Source organism: Ensifer oleiphilus (assembly GCF_013371465.1).
GTDB lineage: Bacteria > Pseudomonadota > Alphaproteobacteria > Rhizobiales > Rhizobiaceae > Ensifer > Ensifer oleiphilus.
Map to the genome: position 1 here is coordinate 1,245,737 of NZ_JABWDU010000001.1, position 21,966 is coordinate 1,267,702.

Here is a 21,966-nt window from a genome sequence, read left to right on the forward strand (position 1 = left end):
CGGCCGCGATCGAAATGGGCCCTGACGCTACCGATCGTCAATGTGGCGCCCACATCGGAAGCGCTGCCGCTCAACACGTTACTCTTCGCCATCATCGGGCGTCAGGATGTCGATCAAGGCAGCGACGCGTCCGGCCGGCAGATGCCGTCCTTCGCCGATCAGCGCCTCGTCGTTGTTCACCCAGGCGATTGCTTCGGCGAGTTCCGCCGCACTGGCTCCCGTCGCCAGCAGCTCCGCCATCAGCGTTTCGTCGACCGGGCCAAGAATGGCGGTGATATCCGCATGTTTCAGTCCCATGACGTTCTCCTTCCGTGTGATCGGGCAGGAATGCGGGATGAAGTCTTGTCTTCAGAGAAATGTAGATAGGCGACGGCGCTCGTGCATCAAGCCGCGGCTATCATAACATGGAACGTGTTCGCGCGAAAAAGCCTGGCTTGAGGACCGGGCTTGTCAGGTTCCGATCGGATCACTCGGGTCGAAGGCTATTGTCGAGAAAGTACCACTGGTCCAGATTGGCCCGGATAATCGGTTCGATCGCGTTGTTCAACATCAGGATGTCATCCAGCTGCCGCGCACCGGGGCGGTCCTCGGGCGGAAGCTTTATTGTGGGCAGTGCCCGACATTCGAAGCGGAAGCCGTCGGTGCGCAGGTTGTACCACGGGCAGATGGTGGCCCCGGTCATGCGCGCCAGACGAATGGCAATGGCCAGGTTGCCTTCAAGATGTGGCTTCCTGTCAAAGAACGGTCCGCGGATCAAGCCGCCAAAACCTTCGTCGCAGAAGGTGCTGACGACGCCGCCGTTCTTCAGGATCTTGATTGCCGGGCGAATGCCTTCGGCCCCGGGTGGCAGGAACCGCAAACCCGCCTTGGTGCGAACGCGCTCGGCGATCCAGGCCTTGGCTCGGCCCCTGGGCGGGAGGTAGAAGGCATGGGGGCGGACGTTGATCCGCTGCAGCACAGTCGGGCCGACTTCCCAGTTGCCGAGATGCATGCCGACAATGATGACGGGACCGGCCTTGACAGCATCATCAATGATGTCGAGACCGTGGAATGTCAACCGGTCTGGATTGGTCTGCAACCGGTTCACCACGGAGAATTCGGTCATCAGCCGGCCCTGTGCCCGGCAGTTTTCGCGAAACAGCGCCTGCTGCTCGACCTCGTTGAGGTCCGGCCGAAGGGCGCGGATGGTTTCTTGCGCGCGCCGCGACGCCACCTTGTGGAAGCGCGGCATGGCAAACAGGCCGAGCGCTGCACCCAGCTTGGAACAGGCATCCATCGGCAGGAGCTTCATGCCAAAATGCCCGCTGAGGTGCGCGAGGTTCCAAAGATTGTCGGTCACCCAGTAGCGCCAGAAGGCACGCAAGCCCTCCCGGCCGGAAAAGGCATCTGCAAGAGAGGGGCGCTCTTGGCTGGCGAATGTCCATGCCTTGCGCTTGGTAATTCTTTCGGCTTGGCGCGGTTCTTCAACGGTCATAGAGTGGCCTCTGCCGTCGATGGAGGGTAACCGGAAGCCCGCCCTTCGGTCGCAGCGTCAGGCGGCATATGGGCTCAACCTTGTGCCCATCGACCACCGCCACCCGGAACTGCTGCGCGATGATTGCCAGGCACAGGATTGCTTCCGTGAGGCCGAAATGCAAGCCGGGGCAGACGCGCGGTCCACTGGCAAACGGGATGAAACTATAGGGTGTCGGGCGACGCCCGCCCATGAACCGGTCCGGGCGGAAATGATGCGGGTCCTCGAACAGGCTCTCCGTCCGGTGGAGAAGCCAAGGCACGATCAGCACGAGCGAGCCGCGTTCAGCAGTGATATCGCCGATCATTTCTGCCTGACGCGTTTGTCTGGCCAGAATGGGGACGGGCGGGTAGAGGCGAAGCGTCTCCTCGATGATGGCCTTGCACAGTTCTAGTTGCGGCACGTCGTCGATCGTCGGAACCCGGTCGCCGCAGACGCGGCCAATCTCTTCATGGAGCGCCTTTTCCACCCATTTGGCGCGCGACAGGAGGTACCAGGCCCAGGTGAGCGTGGCGGCCGTCGTTTCATGACCCGCCATGAAAATCGTCGCCGCCTCGTTGCGCAGGGCAACCAGGTCGAGCTTGAGTTCGGGATTTCGCTGCTGCCGACGGATCAACAGCTCTACCATGGAGTTGTGGTCGCCGCGGCCTTCGAGGTGATCCTCGACCACCTTGTCGATGATACGGTGGATGCGCTTGACCGAGCGGCGAAGCGTCGGTGTTCGCAAGATCGGTAGCCCGTCGTCGAAGCCGAGGAAGTAGCCGAGATTGATCGAATCGACCAGCGACTGGTAGCTGGTGAAGCTGTCGGTGACCGCCGCGGCGCTGTCGTCCCCGAGCTGGTTTCCAAAGACGCTGCGCGCAATGATCTCGGCGGTCAGTCCAGCCATTTCGTGCAGGGCGTTGACCTGCGCACCGTCCGGCATGCCGTTCCAGCGCTCGACAAGTTCGCTGGTCGTGCGCTCCATGACGGGACCGAAGGCCGGCACCCTTTTGGCATGGACGATGTCGGCGACCAGGGGACGCCGCTGTTTCCAGATATCGCCGTCCGAGATGAAAAGGCCGTCGCCCAGCAGGAATTCGAGCGCCCGGCGCATCTGCGGGCTCTTGCGTTCGAAGTTCTCGTGCCGTTTGACGACAACCTGGCGGATCAGATCAGGCGAGTTGACCAGGATGACCTGCCGCCCGATCAGCCGGATCTGGGAAACCTTCTCCGTGAAGTCGTTGTTGCGCCAGATCGACAGGAAATCCGTTCTTGCCTGCAGCAGAAGTCGGAGTGGCTTGCCCGGTGGCCCCGAATAAAAGTCGGCGCGCGCAGGCTCAAATCTTTCTTCCGACAGCTCTTCTCTGAACTTTATCGGTTGATGGAACCATCCAGCCATTGACGTCCGATCTGTCGAAAAGAAAGGAATAGATGCGCTTGCGTTTCGGCATTCAGACGAATGTTGCCGAGAGTGGGGCTCTCGATATTTGTCTGCTGTTCTCTATCCCGCGCCTGTTCTGCAAGATGACAGTTTTCAATGCTGCCGGGATCAGAGTTGTTCTTCAGTCGGTATTACAGTGTGGTCGAAAAATGCGTGCAGTACGAAATGGTCAGGCAAAGCGCCGTTGACGTTTCATGCGTATGGGACATGCGAGAAAAAGCTGTCGCCGTTCGAAGCAGATCAGGGGGCAATACTGGCGGTGCAGCCTTCGAGGCGCAAGACGGGGCAAGTAAAACGGACCGCTGAGACAGAGGTTTTCAACCGAAAACGACCGCTCGACAGGAATATGACATGCGTCCGACGAGAAAATCCGAAATGTGACTGGCTGCTTGGCCGAATGAGAGTAGTTGCTTGGGGCTATAGGCTGTGACGCCGTGTCGGCGGCCTTCCCTCAACGTGTCGGAAGGCTGGGTTGCGTGCTGAACACACAAACGCCGGCGACTTCGTCGACCGACAGGTCATGCGAAGTCGCCGGCGCTGATTGTCAGACCGGAGCTTTACCGATCAATCGTTTGCCGTCACCTTGACGCCGAGCACCGAAGGGATCGTGTTCGGTGCGCCCATGGCCGCGCCCATGATCATCGGGAACGGAACCGGCTTTTCCGGAGCTGCGCTGATCGTCAGGCTCTTCGGACCGTCGAGGTAGGTGTTGACCGCGGACGATACCTGGTTCTGCAGTTCCGGCACGTTGAGCTGTGCCATCATCAACGGAACGAGGCCCTTCAGCGACTGTGCCAGCTGATCGCCCGTCACACCCTGCTGCGAACCCGCATAGTCGAGTGCCTTCTTGGTGATCGAGGCGTCGTCGAAGCGGATTTCGGCGCTGTTGAAGGTCAACTGCTGCATCAGCCCCATCATGGCGAGGCCCATCGCCTGATTGGCCTCTTCCTTGTTGGGGTTCGCTTCGGCGCTCTTCATGGCTTCCTGAAGCGACTTCATGAAGGCAAGCGTGTAGCCCGAGATGTCGACAGCGAGGTTCAGCCGGCCGACATTCTTGAAGTCGAAGGCGTATTCCTCAAGCGCGACATTGCCGCTTTCGACTTCCCAGCTGCCCTTCATCGTCACCGCGCCGTCCAGCTTGGTCAGGCCAAGCTTTTCGATGGCTTCCTTGGTCTTGGGGTCTTCGATTTGCGAAAGGTCTGCCTTGAGGCCGGCAGCGGTTGCATCGAAGTCAAAGCCGGCGTCGTTTTCCTGGCGGGCGAGGTTTGCTTCGCTGCTTTCCAGCGAGAAGACTTCCTTGCCCTTGGCGCTGACCGTGATCGGGCCGGTGCTCGCGCTTTCGTAAAGCAGGATATCGTCGAGCGTTCCGCCTGCCGGGTTGGCCGGAATGGACAGACCCGAAACGAGAATGTCCTTGACGGCGAGGCTGCCCTCATCCTGTACGACGTTGACGTCAGGGAAGGAAACGGTCTCGGCATAGTAGCCGCCACCTTCGGTTTCCTCGACGCCTTCGAAGGTGATGTCACCGATCTTCAACGCGTCGCCGGGCTGGCCTGCGAGCTTGATCTGGACGCCCGAGGCCGTCACCGTGTCGCCGCTGACTTCAGCCTTGTCGAAGGTGAGCGTGGTGCCGTTCGAACTCGTCGCCGCCTCGAGCTTCTTCATCAGGTCCGCACCGTCAAGCGCGAAGGCCGGGCCGGTGAGGGTCAGGAGTGCGGCGCTGGCCATCATCAGGCGGATCTTGCGCGTATGCATCATTGTGGAGTTCCTTCGTGAAAATATCTGATTGTTTAGCTGTGTCGAGGATGCGGCATCGCTAGTCTGGTTCATATCGGCAAGCTGCGTCAACTGAGGCAGATAGCCCTATCGGCCGGCGAAATATGCCATGCCCTGGGGCTCCATCCTCCCGTCAGTTCGCGTCCCGCAATGTCCCCCTCGCAAATCATCCAAATCAACAGCAGCCGAACCTAGTACGAAACAGGGCGAAATTATATTCGCTCGATGAAATCACATGGGCTTCCCCGCCCGCATGCTTTCCAGGACGTTACCGACGGCGTTCGCTCACCCATGGCATAACCGTCCGGACGTTGCACGAACATTGCAGGACCGGGTCTGCGCCCTTCAATAGCGTATGGGTGGCGCCATGCGGTTCTCCACAGTGCGATGCCCTGAAATCCTTGATGTTCCGGGTTTGTTGCGCTAGCAAGAACATATGGGACAAAGCCTTACTCCCCCGTCTGGCGGGGATGATCATATTCAGCCGGTTGACCTGAAGGCGGCGCTGGAAGAGCGTTACCTGGCCTATGCCTTGTCGACCATCATGCATCGCGCGCTTCCGGATGTCCGCGACGGCCTGAAGCCGGTGCATCGTCGCATCGTTCACGCCATGAGCGAGATGGGGCTGAGGCCGAACACCTCGTTCAAGAAATGCGCCCGTATCGTCGGCGACGTCATGGGTAAGTTCCACCCCCATGGCGACGCCTCGATCTACGACGCGCTGGTGCGGCTTTCCCAGGAGTTTGCCATCCGTTATCCGCTGGTCGACGGCCAGGGAAACTTCGGCAATATCGACGGCGATAACGCCGCCGCCATGCGTTACACCGAAGCGAAGATGACCGATGTCGCCTCGCTTCTGCTTGAGGGTATCGATCAGGACGCGGTGGACTTTCGTCCCACCTACAACGAGGAAGACCAGGAGCCGACCGTGCTCCCGGGAGCCTTCCCCAACCTGCTCGCCAACGGCGCGACCGGCATTGCCGTCGGCATGGCAACGTCGATCCCGCCGCACAACGCCCATGAGCTTTGCGATGCGGCGCTGCACCTGATCCGCCATCCGGAGGCAACGGTCGAAGACCTTCTCTACGATCCCGCCAATCCGCAGAAGGGCGGGATCGAGGGGCCGGACTTTCCCACCGGCGGCGTCATCGTCGAAAGCCGCGCGAGTATGGCGGAAGCCTATCGCACCGGCCGCGGCGGCTTTCGCGTGCGGGCGCGCTGGGCGTCCGAGGAGCTCGGGCGAGGCGGCTACCAGATCGTCATCACCGAGATACCGTACCAGGTCCAGAAGTCGCGGCTGATCGAGAAGATCGCCGAGTTGCTCGTCGCGCGCAAACTGCCGCTACTGGAAGACATCCGGGACGAATCGGCCGAAGACATCCGCATCGTACTGGTGCCCAAGAGCCGTTCCGTGGACGCCGGCATTCTGATGGAATCGCTCTTTAAGCTGACCGAGCTCGAAAGCCGTATTCCGCTGAACATGAACGTTCTGTCGATGGGGCGCGTGCCACGCGTCATGGCCGTCAATGAAGTGCTTTCGGAGTGGCTCGCCCACCGCCGCGACGTCCTGCAGCGCCGTTCGCGTCACCGTCTGGCGGCAATCGATCGCCGCCTGGAAATCCTCGGCGGTTACCTCGTCGCCTATCTCAATATCGACGAGGTCATTCGCATCATCCGCGAGGACGATGAGCCGAAGGCCGTGATGATGGAGCGGTTTTCGCTCACGGACCTTCAGGCCGAGTCGATCCTCAATATGCGGCTGCGCTCCTTGCGCAAGCTGGAAGAGTTCGAGATCCGCACCGAGTTCGACGCGTTGTCGAAGGAGAAGGCCGAGATCGAGGCTCTGCTCGCCTCCGAAGAGAAACAGTGGCAGACCGTCGCCTGGGAAATCGGCGAGGTGAAGAAGAAATTCGCCAAGGCGACCGAGATCGGCAAGCGTCGCAGCACTTTTGCCGATGCGCCTGAGGCCGATATCGAAGCCATCCAGCAGGCGATGATCGAGAAGGAGCCGATCACCGTCGTCATCTCGGAAAAGGGCTGGATCCGCGCGCTGAAGGGCCACATCTCCGATACCTCGACGCTGCAGTTCAAGGAAGGCGATGCGCTGAAAGTCGCATTCCCGGCCCAGACCACCGACAAGATCCTCGTCTTCACCACCGGCGGCAAGGTCTACACGCTCGGCGGCGACAAGCTGCCCGGCGGTCGCGGTCATGGTGAACCCTTGCGCATCATCGTCGATATGGAAAACGATCAGGATGTTCTGACGGCGTTCGTGCATGATCCGGTCAGGAAGCTGATCGTTTCTTCGGCGGCCGGCAATGGCTTCGTCGTTGCAGAAGGCGATATCGTTGCCAACACCCGCAAGGGCAAGCAGGTGATGAACGTCGCCATGCCTGATGAGACCAAACTCGTCATTCCGGTCAAGGGCGACCATGTTGCCGTCGTCGGCGAGAACCGCAAGATGCTGGTCTTCCCGCTCGCGCAGATCCCGGAAATGGCGCGAGGCAAGGGCGTCCGCCTGCAACGCTACAAGGATGGCGGCATTTCCGATATCCGTTGTTTTGCACTCGCAGACGGCCTTGTCTGGGAAGACAGCGCCGGCCGCGTCTTTACCAAGAGCAGGGACGAGCTGATCGAGTGGCTGGCCGATCGCGCCTCCGCTGGCCGCGTGGTGCCGAAGGGCTTCCCGCGCAGCGGAAAATTCAGCGGCTGATCCATCGCTGCCTGCGCGGCTTCGCTGCGCAGTCCGATCCGCATGTGCTTCGTAAGCAATCTGAAATTTAGTCGAATGCCCCGTTTTCGGCGCTTGAAAGCAACGTGCGGTCGTGGATCAATAACCATCCCAACAGGATGAAGACCATGCCGAATTCCGCTGCCCTCGACGATATTCTCCTCGCCCTGGCCAATCCGATTCGCCGTCGCATCTTCGAAATATTGCTCGGGGGCGAAACTCGGGTTGTCGAGGTCGCAGCCGCCGTTGCCGTGACGCCTGATGCGCTTGAGCAGCATCTGCGCATCCTGGAGGAGGCCCGCTTGGTTTCGCGGCTGGCCGCCGGCGGCGGGGAGGCTGTGTGCGGCAATCCCGCGCCTCTCGATATCGCTGCTGCGTGGATCGAAATGAACCGCGAGCTCTGGTCGATGCACATTCACGCTTCGAAATCGTTGGAGGCAGGCGGGGCGCCGGCCTGACGACATCCGTCGTCCAATGCCACCGACGCTTCGAGGCCGTCTATTCCGGGCAGGGCAATGCCGCGCGGGCGGCTCGGCTGCGCATCTGCCAAAGCGAATGACCGATGAGCGCAAGGATCAGGACAGCGCCGCCCGCAAGCGTTTGCGCCGTCGGGCTTTCGGCAAAGACCAGCCAGACCCAGATCGGCGCCAGGATGGTTTCTAGCAGATAGAACATGCCCACTTCCGGTGCCGACAGGAACCGCGGACCTGTGGCCAGGCAGAAGAACGCCAGCGGGATCATCACCAGGCCGTTGAACAGGATGTATTGGGGAGCCGCGATTGCAAAGCCGCCAGCCGGCAGCAGCAGAAGCGCCACTGCGGCCGGAAAGATGGCGGTCACCAACGGCACCAGAGCCATATCGCGGCCACTTGCCCGACTGATGGTAATTGCGCTCGCAAGCAGGAAGGCGGAACTTGCCGCCATCGCATCGCCGAAGAGATGGCCGCTCTCAAGCCCGTCCTGCACGATCAGCCCGACGCCGAACACCATTGCCCCCATCGTCACAAGTGTTGCGTTGGAGGGGCGTTCCTTCAGAAATATCCAGGAGAGAAGGGCCGCAAACATCGATGTGAACGCAAGGATGAAGACGACGTTCGCCGTCGACGTGTTGAAGACGGCGAGCAGGAACGTGCAGGAATTGATGCCGTAGAATAGGCCGACAACGAGCCCAGCCTTGCCCGGAATGAGCGAGATCTTGCGACGGAATACACGGTTGATCACGAACCACGCGATCAGCCCGACAACGAAAGTCGAAAGACTGCGCACGGCGAGCAGCGACCAGACTTCGCCACCGGCGGATCGGATGAGCGGAATGTCGAAGGAGAGAGCAAGGCCGCCAAGGCCGGTGATGGCAAGTCCGCGCCTGTGCAGCGCGGCATCAGAGGAAGGGCTCAATTTTCAATCCGTTTCGGTGGAAGGCGTTTCTGAAGCAGGCTCAGGACCATCGTAGCGCTCCCAGCCACGGGGCATAAGGTGCTCCTGCGGCAAAAATTTCGTCTTGTACCCCATCTTGCGTGACCCCTTGACCCAATAGCCGAGATAGACGTGCGGGAGGCCCCGTTCCTTGGTGCGGCGGATGTGGTCGAGAATCATGAAGGTGCCGAGCGAGCGGTCTTCATAGGCCGGGTCGAAGAAGGAGTAGACCATCGAAAGCCCGTCACCCATCCGGTCGGTCAGCGCGGTTGCGATCAGCGGCCCGCGAGCCTTCTCGCTGATACCATCACCTTCGACCCTTAAGCGGTATTCGATGATCTTGGTGTGGACATGGGTGTCCTCGACCATCATCGCATAGTCGAGAACCGACATGTCGGACATGCCGCCCTTCTGATGCCGTTGGTCGAGGTAGCGGCGGAAGAGATTGTATTGCTCGCTCGATGGTTCGGCCGGATATTCCGACGAAATCACATCGCTGTTGGTGGAGAGCACGCGGCGCATCGATCGGGTGGGCGAGAATTCGTTCGCAAGGATACGAACGGAAACGCAGGCGCGACAGGTTTCGCAGGCGGGCCGGTAGGCGATGTTCTGAGAACGACGGAAGCCGCCCTGGGTCAGGAGGTCGTTGAGCTCAGGCGCGCGCTCGCCCACCATGTGGGTAAACACCTTTCGCTCCATCTCGTTCGGCAGATAAGGGCAGGCTGCCGGCGCAGTGAGATAAAATTGCGGAGACGGTGTGGTCTGTGTGTTCATCGAGTGCGGCGGTCACTCTTGGCGCGGTTGTTCATGACAGTAGCATGGCGGAAGAATGGAAAACGTCAACTCACACGTTTGGGGCGGTTACCCCTGGCGCGCGGATTGTCCGTCGTCGATTGCTTCGGGCGTGGATCAGTAACTGTCGCGACGGACCGTCACGGTGCCGATCAAGAGGTCGTGCAGCAGACGGCTGCGATCCGTGAACAGCCCGATCAGCAGAATGAGCGGCGTCAACAGCGCGTTGGCGATCCAGAAGATGACGAGATGCACGATCGCCGTCAGGAAATCCATCGCGCGTCCGTCCGTGCGCGCAATCGCCAGTCCCATCATCCGCATGCCGGGGGATGCCTGCTCGCGGCCGCCGACAGTGATGCCGAAATAGAGCATCGCTACCAGTGCGAAGAGCACGGGATAGAGCAGGAACCCGAGGCCGAGCGTAAGAATGCCGAGGAAGAACACCACCACGGCGGCCGGGATCCACAACAGCGCGATGATGACATAGTCGAGAATGAAGGCGAACACCCGCCGTGACAGCACACCCTGGTAGGCGCGCCAGTCGTTGCTCGGCAGCCGCAGTTCTTCGTTGTGCATCGTCATCTCTGATAGCCTCGCATGGTTGCAAGCTCGATATGGGTTGCCATTGCGGGCAAAACAAGCATTGCCCACCATACGGCGCCTGGAGTTTGCAACGGTCGGCCCTACCGCCCCTTGGCCAGGATCCTGGCGACTTCGACGGCGAAGTAGCTGAGGATGCCATCGCAGCCGGCCCGCTTGAAGGCGAGCAGCGTTTCCAGCATCACCTTCTCGCCGTCGATCCAGCCGTTGGCGGCGGCCGCCTTGACCTGAGAGTACTCGCCCGAGACCTGATAGGCGAAGACCGGAAGGCCGAAGGCCTCCTTCATGCGCCAGCAGATGTCGAGGTAAGGTAGGCCCGGCTTGACCATCAGCATATCGGCGCCTTCCTCGACGTCGAGTGCGGCGTCGCGGATCGCCTCGGTGCCGTTGGCCGGGTCGATGTAATAGGTCTTCTTGTCGCCCTTCAGCAGGCCACCGGTGCCGATTGCCTCGCGATAGGGCCCATAGAAGCCGGAAGCGAATTTCGTGGCGTAGGCCATGATGCCGACGTTCTGGTGGCCTGCGGCGTCGAGCGCCTGGCGGATCGCGCCGATGCGGCCATCCATCATGTCCGAGGGGGCGATGATGTCGGAACCGGCGTCGGCCTGGGCAACGGCTGCCCTGGCGATCATCTCGACCGTCTCGTCATTGACGATTTCACCATTGCGCAGGATGCCGTCGTGGCCATGGCTGGTGAAGGGGTCGAGCGCCACGTCGGTGATGATGCCGATCTCGGGCACGGCTTTCTTGAAGGCGCGCGTCGCCTGGTTGATGAGGTTGTCGGCGGCAAGGCTGTTGGAGCCGGTCTCGTCGCGCAGGGACAGATCGATGTTGGGGAAGGTTGCGATTGCCGGAATGCCGAGATCGGCGGCTTCCTTCACCGCTTCCACCGCCTTGTCGATGCTCATGCGGTTGACGCCCGGCATGGCATCGATCGGCTGGACGATGTTCTCGCCCGGAACGATGAAGATCGGCCAGATCAGGTCGTCGACCGTCAGGCGGTTCTCCTGCACCAATCGGCGCGTCCAGTCGGCTTTGCGGTTGCGGCGCATGCGACGGTGCCCGGTAATCCTGTCCACAAGATTCGTCCTGTCGTTCATCGCGTCGCGCCTTTCCCTGGAAACTCTGAGCTGGCATGCGCTTTATCATGTGGGTACCGCGCTTGGAAACGGTGCCGCGTACAACCGGCCTGCGGCATTTCTTCCTCGCCACCAATACACAAAAGGGGAGGGGGCTCCTTCGTGCTGGCGGATGGCGTCGACCCGCCCTATCTTGCCGCCCATGCTTCATGATTCTGCCCATGTGCCGAAACCATCGCTGACCGAGATCCTTTTCGGTCTGTTCCTGCGGCTGGTGTCTGCCTCGTGTTTCTGGTTCGCGCTGAACTATTGGGCGATGCTGATCGGCTTCTCCCATGGCGGTGCCGGCCGTTTCGATCTGTTGACGCCGGAGTGGCGGGCTGCGGCAACCGCGCTCGCGGTCGTCTATCCGGTAGCAGCACTTGGGCTGTGGCTGCTGGTCTCCTGGGGCCCTGTGGTCTGGGTGGTGGCGGCAGCGATCGAGATCGCGATGTATGAGTTCTATCCTGTCAGTTTCGGCAACCGTCCGCTGCTGGTTGCCCTGCACGTTGCCGTCGCCGCTACCTTCATCCTTTTCCGGGCCGCGCTGTTCTATCAACGCTACCGTCAGGCACGGCAGGTAAGAGTTGATTCACCCTGAGACAGGCTCGCCGAATGGTAAGCTCATGTTAAGGCTGCGGTTTAAGTAGAATTTTAGACGTATTCGCTAGGTTCTCACTCAAGGCGGGAAGACAAACAGACACCGCCAAACAAAACAGTGAGGCAGTCAAATGAACACGAAGATGAAGCCGCAGGTCGCTGCGCCCCGAGACCCCCAGGAAGAAACCATCCGCGGTCTCTACATGGAATCCCTCCACCTCGTCGAGCGCCTGCACCGCCGTCTGCTCGACGTCATCAAGGACGAGTTCGACCGCCAGGGTCGTGACGACGTCAACGCTGTCCAGGCTCTGTTGCTGTTCAACATCGGCAACTCCGAACTGACCGCCGGCGAACTTCGCTCCCGCGGCTACTACCTCGGCTCGAACGTCTCCTACAACGTCAAGAAACTCGTCGATCTCGGCCTGATCAACCACCAGCGCTCGCGTGTCGACCGTCGTTCGGTCCGCATCAGCCTGACGGAAGACGGCCAGGAAATCGCCGAAACCGTCGCCAAGCTCTACGAGCGCCATATCGGCTCGATCCAGAAGGTCGGCGGCATCGGTTCCGACGAATTCACCCAGATGAACAAGCTGCTGCAGCGCCTTGATCGCTTCTGGAACGACTCGATCATGTACCGCCTGTAACAGGCGTCGCACATCTCCAGTTCAAAGAGCCGGACGCAATCCCTGCGTGTCGGCCTTTGCCGTTTTTCCACGCCCGCGATGTTGCAGAAAGGCCGCAGTGGCTTGAAGCAAAAGGCGTGCCACATGCCTTCGGCGGCAGTCCGAGACACGAATTGGCCATATTGCTGTGACAGCGACGAGGGTATGCGGTAGGTGCGGCCACGTGTTTTCATCGACGTGGATTCGTTTTGCGTTCGCCTGCCGGATGAGGGTCCTCGCTCGCGGTATCGTGAAATCATGTGAGGGCAGGGTGGCTCGTTGGTTGACCTTTGTTAACCACGATCGTGTTAGGGCTCCGGCAACATGCGTGCCTGCGCATAGGGCGCGTGCCAACGCATTGGGATGGTAGGAATATGTCAAAGAAGAATGGAATTGATGCATTCTCGCGCCGCGCATTTCTGCGTTCGGCCGCAACCTTCGGTGCCGTCGCTTGGGCGGGAGCCGCAGGCGCTCAGGACGCCCTGAACGAGATCATCAATTCGCCTCGCCGCGGTTCCTGGGACGACCAGTACGACGCAAAGGCGTCGCGCACGGCGACCACAGTCGTGTCCAATACACCGGTCTTCGGCCCGGAGACGATCAACCATGTCCAGCAGGCGATCTTCGATTATCAGAACATCGTCTCGTCGGGCGGTTGGCCGATGGTGGAAACCAGCGTCAAGCTCGAACTCGGTGTTACGGATCCCTCGGTGCAGCAACTGCGTCAGCGCCTGATGGTTTCCGGCGATCTGCCGCGTTCCGCAGGCATCTCGTCGTCTTTCGATTCCTACGTCGATGGCGCGGTCAAGCATTTCCAGGCACGCCATGGCCTGCCGGCAGACGGCGTCATCGGCGAATACACGCTGAAGGCAATCAACGTACCGGCGACCACCCGTCTCGGTCAGTTGCAGACCAACCTCGTGCGCCTGCAGTCGATGTCCGGCGACCTCGGTCGCCGCTACGTGATGGTGAACATTCCGGCCGCCTATATCGAAGCTGTGGAGAACGGCCGCGTCGCCCTGCGCCACACCGCAATTGTCGGCAAGATCGACCGCCAGTCGCCGATCCTGAATTCCAAGATCTATGAGGTCATCCTCAACCCCTATTGGACTGCGCCGCGCTCGATCATCCAGAAGGATATCATGCCGCTGATGCGCAAGGATCCGACCTACCTGAAGCGCAACGCCATTCGCCTGTTCGACGGCAGCGGTGGCGAAGTGTCGCCGGAAACGGTCGACTGGAATGCCGAAAAGGCACCGAACCTGATGTTCCGTCAGGATCCGGGCAAGATCAACGCGATGTCGTCTACGAAGATCAACTTCCACAACGAACATCAGGTCTACATGCACGACACGCCCCAGCAGGGCCTGTTCAACAAGCTGATGCGCTTCGAATCGTCAGGCTGCGTTCGCGTCCAGAACGTTCGTGACCTTTCGAGCTGGCTTTTGAAGGAAACCCCCGGCTGGTCGCGCCAGCAGATGGAAGCCACGATCAAGACCGGTGTCAACACGCCGATCACGCTGGCCGAAGAGGTCCCGGTTTTCTTCACCTACATCACCGCCTGGTCGGCGAAGGATGGTGTCGTGCAGTTCCGCGACGACATCTATCAGCGCGATGGCGCGACCGAACTGGCGCTGCAGACGCCTTACGGCGTCGAACAATCGGCCGGCTCGGTCGAGTCGGACGCTTTGCCGCAATAAGCAAAGTCGAGACAATTGTTTGAGAAAGCCGCGCTTCCCCTGGCAGCGCGGCTTTTTCGTTGGTCCAGGGCTGCGGTGTTTAGGCGCGGCAGATGGGGGAAATGACGCAAACCGCACAGCGGATATTGCTCTCGCCGTGCGAGGAAGCTAAAGAACTGCCACCTTTGAGAGGAGCCTCGCGCCGATGCTTGCACAGAACAATGACGCCTTCTTCACCCGCTCTCTCGCCGACAGCGATCCGGAAATCTTCGGCTCGATCGAAAAGGAGCTGGGTCGCCAGCGCCACGAGATCGAACTGATCGCCTCCGAGAACATCGTGTCGCGCGCCGTGCTCGAGGCTCAGGGCTCGATCATGACCAACAAATATGCCGAGGGATATCCGGGCAAGCGCTATTACGGCGGCTGCCAGTTCGTTGATATCGCAGAGGAATTGGCGATCGAGCGTGCCAAGAAGCTGTTCGGCGCCAAGTTCGTCAACGTGCAGCCGAACTCCGGCTCGCAGATGAACCAGGCCGTATTCCTGGCGCTCTTGCAGCCGGGCGACACCTTCATGGGCCTCGACCTCAATTCCGGCGGTCACCTGACGCACGGTTCGCCGGTCAACATGTCCGGCAAGTGGTTCAACGTCGTATCCTATGGCGTTCGCGAAAGCGATCACCTGCTCGACATGGACGATGTCGCCGAGAAGGCGCGCCAGCATAAGCCGAAGCTGATCATCGCCGGTGGCACCGCCTATTCCCGCATCTGGGACTGGAAGCGCTTCCGCGAGATCGCCGATGAAGTCGGCGCCTACCTGATGGTCGACATGGCGCACATCGCCGGCCTCGTTGCCGGTGACCAGCATCCGTCGCCGGTTCCCCATTGCCACGTTGCAACGACCACAACGCACAAGTCGCTGCGCGGCCCGCGCGGCGGCATGATCCTGACCAATGACGAGGACATCGCCAAGAAGATCAACTCGGCGGTCTTCCCGGGTCTCCAGGGCGGCCCGTTGATGCACGTTATCGCCGCCAAGGCCGTGGCCTTCGGTGAGGCGTTGCAGCCGTCCTTCAAGGACTACGCGGCTCAGGTCGTCAAAAACGCCCGCACGCTTGCCGAGACGCTCAAGGCCAACGGCCTCGACATCGTATCCGGCGGCACCGACAACCACCTGATGCTCGTCGACCTGCGCAAGAAGAACGCGACCGGCAAGCGCGCCGAGGCAGCCCTTGGCCGCGCCTACGTCACCTGCAACAAGAACGGCATCCCGTTCGATCCTGAAAAGCCGTTCGTCACGTCGGGCGTTCGTCTCGGCACGCCGGCCGGCACGACACGCGGCTTCAAGGAAGCCGAATTCAAGGAAATCGGTGAGTTGATCGTCGAAGTCCTCGATGGTCTCAAGGTCGCCAACTCCGACGAAGGCAATGCCGCCGTCGAAGCGGGCGTGCGCGAGAAGGTGATGACGCTCACCGGTCGCTTCCCGATGTACGGCTACATGTGATCGGCTCATCATGCGCTGCCCCTATTGCGGTTCCGAAGACAGCCAGGTGAAGGACAGCCGTCCGGCAGAGGACGGTAACGCCATTCGTCGTCGCCGTATCTGCCCGGATTGCGGTGGTCGCTTCACGACCTTCGAACGGGTGCAGCTGCGTGAGCTGATGATCATCAAGAAGACCGGTCGGAAGGTTCCTTTCGACCGGGACAAGCTCTTGCGATCCTTCGAGATCGCGCTCCGAAAGCGTCCTGTTGATCGTGACCGCATCGAGCGGGCTGTCTCCGGCATCGTGCGGCGGCTCGAAAGTTCCGGCGAGACCGAGATCCCTTCGGAAGAGATCGGCTTGCAGGTTCTGGAAGCGCTGAAGAGCCTCGACGATGTCGCCTTCGTCCGCTACGCGTCGGTCTATCGGGACTTCTCCCACGCCGAAGATTTCGAAAAGGTCATCGCCGAGATAAGCGCCAAGATTGCGCGCGACCCCGGCGAATAGGAAGGCGCACCGGATCGCCATGGCCAACCCCACCCGTGAGGACGAGAGGTTCATGGCGGCGGCGTTGCGGCTGGCACGCCAGCATCTCGGCCAAACATCCACCAACCCCTCCGTCGCATGCCTGATCGTCCAGGATGGTGTCATCGTCGGACGTGCGGTCACGGCAAGAAGCGGCCGGCCCCACGCCGAAACTCAGGCACTTGCCGAAGCGGGCGAGCGGGCACGCGGCGCGACCGCCTATGTCACCCTTGAACCCTGCTCCCATCACGGCAAGACGCCGCCCTGCGCCGATGCGCTGGTCGCCTCCGGCATTGCCCGCGTCGTCATTTCGATCCTCGATCCCGATGAACGCGTCGCCGGTCGCGGCGTCGTGCGTTTGCGTGATGCCGGCATCGCGGTCGATGTCGGCGTTCTGCCGCAGAAGGGTCGCGGCGCGCTCGAAGCCTATCTCACGCGGCAGGTCAGCAAGCGCCCGCATGTGACTCTCAAACTTGCCGTTTCTGCCGACGGCATGATCGGCCGAACCGGTGCCGGACAGCTCCGTATTACCGGCCCGATTTCCAGGGCGCAGGTCCAGATCCTCAGGGCGCAAACCGACGCGATCCTCGTGGGTATTGGTACCGCGACCGCGGATGATCCGGAATTGACCGTGCGTTTGCCAGGTCTTGAAGATCGCTCGCCCATCCGTATCGTCCTCGATCGGCGACTGGACCTTTCGCCAGGATCGAAGCTCGTGCGGTCGGCGGAGCAAACCCCTGTCATTGTCGTGTCGGGAGAGTCATCGACACAATCGGAACTGGAGCGGGCTGGCCGGCGCGCCGCGCTGGAGGCCGCCGGTGTCGAGGTGCTGGAAACCGGAACGGTTGCCGATCTGCTTACGGCACTCGGCTCGCGCGGCATTTCCTCTCTGCTCGTCGAGGGGGGGGCGGTTGCCGCTCGCGCTTTCCTGGACGCTGGGCTGGTCGATCGCATTCAGATCTATACCGGCCCGCAAACCATTGGCGAAAACGGCATCGCATCCCCATTTGATCGGAGATCCGTGCCCTCCGGCTTTAAGCTCGTTCGTTCCGCGCAATACGGCGACGATCTTTTCGAAGAATACGAAAGAGAGAACTGATGTTCACAGGCATTGTCACTGATATCGGTACCGTTGATGCCGTCACGCCGCTGAAGGAAGGCGTGAAGCTACGCGTCGCCACCGCATATGATCCGAAAACCATCGACATGGGGGCGTCCATCGCCCATTCCGGTGTTTGCCTGACGGTGACGGCCCTGCCGGATGGCGGCAGCAACGAACGCTGGTTCGAGGTCGAGGCCTGGGAAGAGGCTTTGCGCCTGACGACCATCGCCGGTTGGAAAAAGGGCACGCGGATCAACCTCGAGCGGTCATTGAAGATCGGCGACGAACTCGGTGGCCATCTCGTTTCCGGTCATATCGACGACAAGGCGGAGATCCTCTCGGTCGAGCCCGAGGGCGACGCCGTGCGGTTCAGGCTGCGCGCGCCCGCACACTTGGCCAAGTTCGTCGCGCCGAAGGGATCCGTTGCGCTCGACGGCACATCGCTGACGGTCAACAAGGTCGATGCGGCCGACTTTGACGTCCTCTTGATCCGGCATTCGCTCGAGGTGACGACCTGGGGGGAACGCCGGGCGGGCGATTTCGTCAATTTCGAAGTCGACACGATGGCGCGCTACGCCGCTCGCCTTGCGGAGTTTCCGGCACCGAAGGCCGAATAGACGGCGCGGCCGCCAGAATCCGACAAAGCGCACCATCTCAAGTGTGGAGATGGTGCGCTTCATATTCGTTGACTGCACGCGAATTCAACGCATGTAGATGGTCAGGCTTCCGTCGGCACCCTGCTGAGCGCCTCCTATATTACCCATTTCGACGTTCTTGGCCTTAAGCTGCGCGGCCAATTCCGCGTTGCCGTTGACCGCAGCTTGCAGGGCTGCGCGTTGTTCGGCCGTAGCACGCTCGACCCACAGGCGGGTCTGATCTTGCTCGCTCAGCGTGGAAATATCGACGACGGTGAACTTGTCCCCCTTGAAGTCGCGCACCGTCTGCTCGATTTCAGCCGGCCATTCCATTTTGGCGTCCTGAGCGTGCGGTATGGCTGCGAAGGCGAGGGACGAGAATGCAGCAATGACTGAAAGCTTTGCAATGCGATTCATGATCATGCTCCTTGGTTGTTTGCGGCGCAGTGACCAGTAACCTGATACCCGAACACAATACTCGATGCGGGTTTCCGGAGGGCCTGCTGAGATGCGTGTCGCAGTCGCCAGCAGGCTGCATTACGGGCGACTTACCCGCAGCAAAATGTGTTGGATTCCCTTGTATGATCGGGTGGTGTTGCCTGTCGTAGTTCGCCTGCACCCGATGCCTTGCAATCTTGCCTGCAATCTAGACGTTTCGATGGCGTTTTCATCAAAACGACAATTGAGGATTGTTAGGTCTCCAAATGCGCGGGCATTGGCGATTTACGGGCCGTGGCGACAGCAAGCGTTCGCTGCCGTTCAAACATGATGACATGCGTGCCGTGATAGCTCGTGCGCCAGAATTCCTTGAAACCCTGCTTTTCGGCGACACGGACAGAGGCACGGTTGCCGACATCGATGATGCAGGTTTTTCGCACTTGGGGAAACTGCCGATCGGCCCATTCGAGCGCGGCGCTGACTGCCTCGGTTGCAAGCCCCTGGCCGTGCGCCTTGGGGGAGAGCGCCCAACCGGTCTCCATCGTTCCTTCAAGCGACGGCGTGATCAGCCGATGCACGTCGTGAAAGCCTGCTTCTCCGAGAAAGGTGCCGGTTGCACGATCCTGGATGGCGAAGAAGCCGAAGCCGAAATAATGCCACATGCCGACCTGGCGCAAGAATCGCGTCCACGATTGCTCACGCGTATAGGGAACGCCGCCGACGAAACGCGTTACCTCACTGTCGGCAAACAGGGCGGCATAGGCCGTGAAGTCGTCGCGTCGATAGGGACGCAGGACCAGGCGTTCGGTCTCGATGATAGGAACACTGTGCATGTTTTATCCGCTGCTATTGATTTGGAAGGTGGGATGATCAGATACCGGGCTCGCCGTCCCAGTAGTCGACAGCGCTTTCAGGCCTGCCGGTGAACTGGAACCGGCGTTCGCCGGCGGCTGTGCGCGTCCTGGCGTCGAACTTGCCGGAATCCGGATATTCACAGATCTCGGTTGCGGCCATCGTCGAAATCGACAGATATTTGAGCGGCACGGTTCCGGTGTTGATCAGGTGATGCGCTGTCTCAGGGCCGCCCGCCGGCGCTCCCAGAATGTCGCCTGGACCTACGGCGTAGCGCTCCGTTCCGAAGCGGTAGGTGCCTTCGCCTTCGATGATGATGAACAGCTCCTCTTCCACGTGGTGGTTGTGGAAGGGGCATCCGGATTTTCCCGGTGGCACTTCCCCGTAGCCGACGCCAAGGTCTTTCAGCCCCAGCCGTTTGCCAAAAGACGTGTCGCGGGACTCGAAAAACGTGCCTTCCGACCAATGGTCGAGGGCAAGGTCCCTTGGGTTGATGATCGGTTTGTCGTTGTCCGCCATAAGTTCCTCCCCGGCGCTATCGTCGCCGCAGCGGACGACCTCTCCCGATCATCCGTGTCGAGCGATTGACGTTCGGTCAATTGCCAAACTTTCAGGTGTCGGGCGGCGGCCGTCCATTCCTGCGGGAGCATTTGCAGGTCGGTTGTGGGCAAGGGCGTGTGGCAAGGCTGCCGTCAGTTGGGAACATGGGCGCCCCGCGAATGGTGGAGGAGGGCGGCGTGAACGTCACCAAGATTGCCTGCGACACCGACGCAGAGGCCGCGGATCTCCTCCGTTGCCGCCAGAAGATCCGGCACCATGATCGTCATCATGCCGGCCGATGACGCCGAACGCACGCCGTTATGACTATCCTCCAGCGCCAGACAAAGCTCGGGCGCGACATCGAGCCGCCGGGCAGCTGTCAGGAAAGGTTCGGGATGCGGCTTGCCCAGTTGGTAGTCGCCATGGGCGACGACCACCGGAAAGCGGTCGAACAACCCGTGAAGGCCGAGGTTTCGCCGGACATCGTGATGCCCGGACGATGTTGCGATAGCAAAGGGAATGCCGAGCTCCTCCAGGGAGCCGACGAGCTCGACCACGCCCGGCTTCAACTGCAGTTCGGTCGTTGTGCGAGCATGAAAGGTGGCCGCAGCTTGTTTCCAGAAGCAATCGAAGTCGAAATCCGGCCCGAAATATTCGCCGAGCGATTGTCTTGTCGCTTCGCCCGACAGGCCGATCGATGCAAGGTAGAGCGAAAGCGGCATTGTCCGGCCGAGCACCTGCGCGGCGGCGAGCATGGCATCGCGATAGAGCGCCTCGGTATCGAACAACAGGCCATCCATGTCAAAGACGACGGCCTGAGGCATACGGGGCAGGCGGATCGACATCGACGGATCGACATCATGCATTAGAGACAACTTTCGCTCGATTTCCTTTGCCTAAGCGGCGTTGTCCCCGATCAGGCGTTGTGTCTGACCTGATTATTGTCATTGTCGGAAACGCCTGGCTACCCCCTCAAGCGTGACACGAGCGTTCCACGCCGTCTGTCACGCTCTCTGCTTGGGCGCGCGCAGCGCGGCAAAAGGGCGCCAACAGCCGAATTTGCTTGCCATTCGGCGCCGGTCATGGTTTGACCGCCGCCTCAGCCGGTCGCTCCGGCGCGGAAATCTCAAGACAGGTGATCCATGGCGAAGACCAAGGCTGCCCACATCCTGATTGTGGAAGCACGCTTCTATGACGATATGGCCGACGCATTGCTCGATGGCGCCAAACATGCGCTGGATGCAGCCGGCGCGACCTATGATATCGTGACGGTACCCGGTGCCCTCGAAATCCCGCCGGCAATCGCAATGGCGCTTGATGGTGCGGACGAAGGCGCGGTCGAATATGATGGCTTCGTCGCGCTCGGCATGGTCATTCGTGGCGAGACCTATCATTTCGATATTGTCGCGAACGAATCCTCGCGCGCGATCATGGACCTCGCCGTCAGCGAAAGCCTTGCCATCGGCAACGGCATCCTGACGGTCGAAAACGACGATCAAGCCTGGGCGCGTGCGCGCCGGTCGGAAGGCGACAAGGGCGGCTTTGCCGCACGTGCTGCGCTGACCATGATTGAACTGAAGAAGAAATTGGGCACAGAACAGTGACGAACACCCCCTCGGATCAGCCGTTGAAGCAGGCTAACCAACGCGGCGCGGCGCGCCTTGCGGCCGTGCAGGCGCTCTACCAGATGGACATCGGCGGCACCGGCGTGCTCGAAGTCGTCGCAGAGTACGAAATGCACCGCCTCGGCCAGGAACTGGACGGCGATACCTACCTGAAGGCGGACGCCTCCTGGTTCCGCTCGATCGTTGCCGGCGTCGTGCGCGATCAGCGCAAGCTCGACCCGTTGATCGGCTCGGCATTGCAGGACGACTGGGCGCTGTCGCGGCTCGATTCCACCGTTCGTGCCATCTTGCGCGCCGGCACCTTCGAGATGCTGGAACGAAAGGATGTGCCTGTCGCGGTGATCGTCACCGAATATGTCGAAATCGCCAAGGCCTTCTTCGGCGACGACGAGCCGAAACTCGTCAACGCCGTTCTTGACCGGATTGCCCGGCAGGTTCGCGGCGAGACCAAGAAGTAGCGCGGC

23 protein-coding genes are annotated in these 21,966 nt (G+C 61.0%); 11 read left to right on the forward strand and 12 right to left on the reverse strand.

What is annotated here, in order from left to right:
* Positions 1 to 78 precede the first annotated feature (78 nt).
* The 4 genes from HT585_RS05990 to HT585_RS06005 form a co-directional block, all read right to left on the reverse strand.
* The gene (locus HT585_RS05990) at positions 79 to 297 is read right to left on the reverse strand and encodes a hypothetical protein (RefSeq protein WP_025426507.1); all 219 of its coding nucleotides are present in this window, start codon (positions 295 to 297) and stop codon (positions 79 to 81) included.
* Between the two features lie 169 nt (positions 298 to 466).
* Positions 467 to 1,474 (reverse strand): lysophospholipid acyltransferase family protein, encoded by a 1,008-nt coding sequence (locus HT585_RS05995; RefSeq protein ID WP_176352029.1) that lies wholly within the window; start codon positions 1,472 to 1,474, stop codon positions 467 to 469.
* The gene (locus HT585_RS06000; protein ID WP_176352030.1) at positions 1,464 to 2,894 is read right to left on the reverse strand and encodes a cytochrome P450; all 1,431 of its coding nucleotides are present in this window, start codon (positions 2,892 to 2,894) and stop codon (positions 1,464 to 1,466) included. Before HT585_RS06000 ends, HT585_RS05995 begins: the two co-directional genes overlap by 11 nt.
* Before the next feature lie 606 nt (positions 2,895 to 3,500).
* Positions 3,501 to 4,694, reverse strand: a complete 1,194-nt coding sequence (locus HT585_RS06005; protein ID WP_176352031.1) for a hypothetical protein — start codon at positions 4,692 to 4,694, stop codon at positions 3,501 to 3,503.
* Positions 4,695 to 5,148: 454 nt separating this feature from the next.
* Here HT585_RS06005 and parC point away from each other — a divergent pair, with 454 nt between their 5' ends.
* Both parC and HT585_RS06015 read left to right on the forward strand, forming a co-directional pair.
* Entirely contained in the window at positions 5,149 to 7,425 is a 2,277-nt protein-coding gene (parC, locus tag HT585_RS06010) for a DNA topoisomerase IV subunit A (protein ID WP_176352032.1), read from the forward strand.
* Between the two features lie 146 nt (positions 7,426 to 7,571).
* The gene (locus HT585_RS06015) at positions 7,572 to 7,901 is read left to right on the forward strand and encodes an ArsR family transcriptional regulator (RefSeq protein ID WP_425513716.1); all 330 of its coding nucleotides are present in this window, start codon (positions 7,572 to 7,574) and stop codon (positions 7,899 to 7,901) included.
* A gap of 40 nt (positions 7,902 to 7,941) precedes the next feature.
* Here the strand turns inward: HT585_RS06015 and HT585_RS06020 are convergent, their stop codons facing one another.
* The 4 genes from HT585_RS06020 to hemB form a co-directional block, all read right to left on the reverse strand.
* A complete protein-coding gene (locus tag HT585_RS06020) occupies positions 7,942 to 8,838 on the reverse strand; it encodes a DMT family transporter (protein ID WP_176352034.1) in 897 nt (298 codons plus the stop codon).
* A 3-nt stretch (positions 8,839 to 8,841) separates the two neighbouring features.
* The gene (locus HT585_RS06025) at positions 8,842 to 9,630 is read right to left on the reverse strand and encodes an arginyltransferase (RefSeq protein ID WP_176352035.1); all 789 of its coding nucleotides are present in this window, start codon (positions 9,628 to 9,630) and stop codon (positions 8,842 to 8,844) included.
* Positions 9,631 to 9,765: 135 nt separating this feature from the next.
* On the reverse strand, positions 9,766 to 10,230 hold the full coding sequence (locus HT585_RS06030) for an RDD family protein (RefSeq protein ID WP_176352036.1): 465 nt from the start codon (positions 10,228 to 10,230) through the stop codon (positions 9,766 to 9,768).
* 101 nt (positions 10,231 to 10,331) lie between these two features.
* Positions 10,332 to 11,348, reverse strand: a complete 1,017-nt coding sequence (gene hemB, locus HT585_RS06035; RefSeq protein WP_176352037.1) for a porphobilinogen synthase — start codon at positions 11,346 to 11,348, stop codon at positions 10,332 to 10,334.
* Between the two features lie 181 nt (positions 11,349 to 11,529).
* On the opposite strand from hemB, the gene HT585_RS06040 reads away from it, so the two are divergent.
* From HT585_RS06040 to HT585_RS06070, 7 genes are all read left to right on the forward strand, one after another.
* Positions 11,530 to 11,967 (forward strand): DUF6163 family protein, encoded by a 438-nt coding sequence (locus HT585_RS06040; RefSeq protein WP_077498552.1) that lies wholly within the window; start codon positions 11,530 to 11,532, stop codon positions 11,965 to 11,967.
* A 130-nt stretch (positions 11,968 to 12,097) separates the two neighbouring features.
* Positions 12,098 to 12,610, forward strand: a complete 513-nt coding sequence (ldtR, locus tag HT585_RS06045) for a transcriptional regulator LdtR (RefSeq protein ID WP_025426518.1) — start codon at positions 12,098 to 12,100, stop codon at positions 12,608 to 12,610.
* Positions 12,611 to 13,002: 392 nt separating this feature from the next.
* Complete coding sequence (locus tag HT585_RS06050) at positions 13,003 to 14,328, forward strand: L,D-transpeptidase family protein (protein WP_173419628.1); 1,326 nt, start codon at positions 13,003 to 13,005, stop codon at positions 14,326 to 14,328.
* Between the two features lie 184 nt (positions 14,329 to 14,512).
* Positions 14,513 to 15,808 carry a serine hydroxymethyltransferase gene (gene glyA / locus HT585_RS06055; protein WP_173419629.1) on the forward strand — a complete coding sequence of 432 codons (1,296 nt, stop codon included), beginning with the start codon at positions 14,513 to 14,515 and terminating at the stop codon, positions 15,806 to 15,808.
* Between the two features lie 10 nt (positions 15,809 to 15,818).
* Positions 15,819 to 16,292, forward strand: a complete 474-nt coding sequence (nrdR, locus tag HT585_RS06060) for a transcriptional regulator NrdR (protein WP_003529310.1) — start codon at positions 15,819 to 15,821, stop codon at positions 16,290 to 16,292.
* 19 nt (positions 16,293 to 16,311) lie between these two features.
* Entirely contained in the window at positions 16,312 to 17,409 is a 1,098-nt protein-coding gene (gene ribD / locus HT585_RS06065; protein WP_176352038.1) for a bifunctional diaminohydroxyphosphoribosylaminopyrimidine deaminase/5-amino-6-(5-phosphoribosylamino)uracil reductase RibD, read from the forward strand.
* Positions 17,409 to 18,029 (forward strand): riboflavin synthase, encoded by a 621-nt coding sequence (locus tag HT585_RS06070; RefSeq protein WP_176352039.1) that lies wholly within the window; start codon positions 17,409 to 17,411, stop codon positions 18,027 to 18,029. The genes ribD and HT585_RS06070 overlap by 1 nt, the downstream gene beginning before the upstream one ends.
* A gap of 84 nt (positions 18,030 to 18,113) precedes the next feature.
* Here HT585_RS06070 and HT585_RS06075 read toward each other — a convergent pair whose 3' ends face one another.
* The 4 genes from HT585_RS06075 to HT585_RS06090 all read right to left on the reverse strand — a co-directional run bounded on the left by HT585_RS06075 (position 18,114) and on the right by HT585_RS06090 (position 20,743).
* The gene (locus HT585_RS06075) at positions 18,114 to 18,464 is read right to left on the reverse strand and encodes a hypothetical protein (RefSeq protein WP_176352040.1); all 351 of its coding nucleotides are present in this window, start codon (positions 18,462 to 18,464) and stop codon (positions 18,114 to 18,116) included.
* 275 nt (positions 18,465 to 18,739) lie between these two features.
* Positions 18,740 to 19,318, reverse strand: coding sequence for a GNAT family N-acetyltransferase (locus tag HT585_RS06080; protein ID WP_176352041.1), 579 nt, complete (start codon positions 19,316 to 19,318; stop codon positions 18,740 to 18,742).
* A 37-nt stretch (positions 19,319 to 19,355) separates the two neighbouring features.
* Positions 19,356 to 19,856: a cupin domain-containing protein gene (locus HT585_RS06085; protein ID WP_176352042.1), complete on the reverse strand. Its 501-nt coding sequence runs from the start codon at positions 19,854 to 19,856 to the stop codon at positions 19,356 to 19,358.
* A gap of 173 nt (positions 19,857 to 20,029) precedes the next feature.
* Positions 20,030 to 20,743 carry an HAD family hydrolase gene (locus tag HT585_RS06090; RefSeq protein ID WP_246707593.1) on the reverse strand — a complete coding sequence of 238 codons (714 nt, stop codon included), beginning with the start codon at positions 20,741 to 20,743 and terminating at the stop codon, positions 20,030 to 20,032.
* Between the two features lie 276 nt (positions 20,744 to 21,019).
* Here HT585_RS06090 and ribH point away from each other — a divergent pair, with 276 nt between their 5' ends.
* Complete coding sequence (ribH, locus tag HT585_RS06095) at positions 21,020 to 21,481, forward strand: 6,7-dimethyl-8-ribityllumazine synthase (protein ID WP_077498536.1); 462 nt, start codon at positions 21,020 to 21,022, stop codon at positions 21,479 to 21,481.
* On the forward strand, positions 21,478 to 21,960 hold the full coding sequence (nusB, locus tag HT585_RS06100; RefSeq protein WP_112809965.1) for a transcription antitermination factor NusB: 483 nt from the start codon (positions 21,478 to 21,480) through the stop codon (positions 21,958 to 21,960). Before ribH ends, nusB begins: the two co-directional genes overlap by 4 nt.
* The last annotated feature ends 6 nt before the right edge of the window (positions 21,961 to 21,966 follow it).

Coding starts and splice junctions, on each gene's coding strand:
- HT585_RS05990 (WP_025426507.1), bottom strand. CDS start 297: ATGGGACTGAAACATGCGGATATCACCGCCATTCTTGGCCCGGTCGAC.
- HT585_RS05995 (WP_176352029.1), bottom strand. CDS start 1,474: ATGACCGTTGAAGAACCGCGCCAAGCCGAAAGAATTACCAAGCGCAAG.
- HT585_RS06000 (WP_176352030.1), bottom strand. CDS start 2,894: ATGGCTGGATGGTTCCATCAACCGATAAAGTTCAGAGAAGAGCTGTCG.
- HT585_RS06005 (WP_176352031.1), bottom strand. CDS start 4,694: ATGATGCATACGCGCAAGATCCGCCTGATGATGGCCAGCGCCGCACTC.
- parC (WP_176352032.1), top strand. CDS start 5,149: ATGGGACAAAGCCTTACTCCCCCGTCTGGCGGGGATGATCATATTCAG.
- HT585_RS06015 (WP_425513716.1), top strand. CDS start 7,572: ATGCCGAATTCCGCTGCCCTCGACGATATTCTCCTCGCCCTGGCCAAT.
- HT585_RS06025 (WP_176352035.1), bottom strand. CDS start 9,630: ATGAACACACAGACCACACCGTCTCCGCAATTTTATCTCACTGCGCCG.
- HT585_RS06030 (WP_176352036.1), bottom strand. CDS start 10,230: ATGACGATGCACAACGAAGAACTGCGGCTGCCGAGCAACGACTGGCGC.
- hemB (WP_176352037.1), bottom strand. CDS start 11,348: ATGAACGACAGGACGAATCTTGTGGACAGGATTACCGGGCACCGTCGC.
- HT585_RS06040 (WP_077498552.1), top strand. CDS start 11,530: ATGCTTCATGATTCTGCCCATGTGCCGAAACCATCGCTGACCGAGATC.
- ldtR (WP_025426518.1), top strand. CDS start 12,098: ATGAACACGAAGATGAAGCCGCAGGTCGCTGCGCCCCGAGACCCCCAG.
- HT585_RS06050 (WP_173419628.1), top strand. CDS start 13,003: ATGTCAAAGAAGAATGGAATTGATGCATTCTCGCGCCGCGCATTTCTG.
- glyA (WP_173419629.1), top strand. CDS start 14,513: ATGCTTGCACAGAACAATGACGCCTTCTTCACCCGCTCTCTCGCCGAC.
- nrdR (WP_003529310.1), top strand. CDS start 15,819: ATGCGCTGCCCCTATTGCGGTTCCGAAGACAGCCAGGTGAAGGACAGC.
- ribD (WP_176352038.1), top strand. CDS start 16,312: ATGGCCAACCCCACCCGTGAGGACGAGAGGTTCATGGCGGCGGCGTTG.
- HT585_RS06070 (WP_176352039.1), top strand. CDS start 17,409: ATGTTCACAGGCATTGTCACTGATATCGGTACCGTTGATGCCGTCACG.
- HT585_RS06075 (WP_176352040.1), bottom strand. CDS start 18,464: ATGAATCGCATTGCAAAGCTTTCAGTCATTGCTGCATTCTCGTCCCTC.
- HT585_RS06080 (WP_176352041.1), bottom strand. CDS start 19,318: ATGCACAGTGTTCCTATCATCGAGACCGAACGCCTGGTCCTGCGTCCC.
- HT585_RS06085 (WP_176352042.1), bottom strand. CDS start 19,856: ATGGCGGACAACGACAAACCGATCATCAACCCAAGGGACCTTGCCCTC.
- HT585_RS06090 (WP_246707593.1), bottom strand. CDS start 20,743: ATGCATGATGTCGATCCGTCGATGTCGATCCGCCTGCCCCGTATGCCT.
- ribH (WP_077498536.1), top strand. CDS start 21,020: ATGGCGAAGACCAAGGCTGCCCACATCCTGATTGTGGAAGCACGCTTC.